This is a genomic window from Streptomyces sp. NPDC002130, assembly GCF_040296465.1.
Classification (GTDB): Bacteria; Actinomycetota; Actinomycetes; order Streptomycetales; family Streptomycetaceae; genus Streptomyces.
Genome location: NZ_JBEOXI010001245.1, coordinates 1 through 1,048 on the forward strand (window position 1 = coordinate 1; position 1,048 = coordinate 1,048).

At 65.0% G+C, this 1,048-nt stretch carries 2 protein-coding genes and 1 pseudogene; 1 reads left to right on the forward strand and 2 read right to left on the reverse strand.

Translation table 11 applies throughout. From position 1 onward, the window contains the following. A partial coding sequence (locus tag ABT116_RS49970; protein ID WP_351648418.1) for an amidase family protein occupies nucleotides 1-412 on the forward strand: 412 nt, incomplete at its 5' end. A gap of 30 nt (nucleotides 413-442) precedes the next feature. Here ABT116_RS49970 and ABT116_RS49975 read toward each other — a convergent pair. Both ABT116_RS49975 and ABT116_RS49980 read right to left on the reverse strand, forming a co-directional pair. Beyond that, entirely contained in the window at nucleotides 443-949 is a 507-nt protein-coding gene (locus tag ABT116_RS49975) for an exonuclease domain-containing protein (RefSeq protein ID WP_502984119.1), read from the reverse strand. Between the two features lie 11 nt (nucleotides 950-960). Further along, a pseudogene (locus tag ABT116_RS49980) lies at nucleotides 961-1,048 on the reverse strand (TrmH family RNA methyltransferase); the annotation flags it as partial.

Consider the following 1,048-nt stretch of genomic DNA (forward strand, 5'->3'; position numbering starts at 1 on the left):
CGCGTTGACCAGACCGGAGAGGAAGAGGCCGGGGGAGGGTTCTTTGCCGGCGTTGCCGACGATATTGACGATCCGGCCTGCCCAGGTGATCGGTGCGTTCTTTGTCGATCACGACCTGCTGCTGACTCCGACAATGGCTCGGCCGGCAGCTCCGCTCGGTTTGCTCGATACGGCAAATCCCATGTCGATCTGGGAGCATTCGGCCGGATACAGCGGCTTGACCAGTCCGTTCAACAGTTCCGGTCAGCCTGCGATTTCCTTGCCGATGGGTCATGACTCGGCCGGTGTGCCGATCGGCGTGCAGTTGGTCGGCGCGTTCGGGCGTGAAGATTTGCTGATTCAGGTTGCGTCGCAACTCGAAACGGCGCGTCCGTGGTCCATTGCGCCGGTGTGGCCGCCGGTCCCGCAGTAGCGCGCGCGACCGTCCGAGCCGGGGAGGGCGTCAGGCGATGATGCGAATCGGCCACTGGCCGTTCACATCTGCCACGTCCCTCCCTTGGCTGAGTAGGTACTCGGCGAAATCGCGTTGCCGCTCGGCATGCCAATCGGCCTGATCGACCATGAGATCGAGCCCCAGGATGTCGGGGAACCGTACGGCGAGCTCGCGGGCCAACGCCGCCGCTGCTTTGGCATCGGCCTCGGCTTCGTGGGCAGCCTCGAGGGAAATCCCGTAGTGCTCGCACACGGCTGCGAGCGTTCGTTTGCCCTTGCGGAACGTGTCCATCGCGCGATCGATCACGTACGGATCGATGACCAACCCCGGAACGAAGGCGGGCTTACCGATGCGCAGACCTTCGGCATGCATGACCGTCAGATCGTAGGAGGCGTTGAACGCTACGACGGCGTGATCGCGCGCCCAGGAATTGTGCAGAGCCTCGCGAATCTCTTCGTAGCCCTCGGAGTAGTTCTGGCCGTGTTGCGCCGCGTACTCGGTGCTGATGCCGTGAATGGCCGAGGCACCGGCGGGGTGACGCCCCGGATGTCGTCGCCCTCCGGGTCGAGGGCGAACAGCGGGCTCTGCGGCAGCTCGTCGACGGCCAGCCGCTCC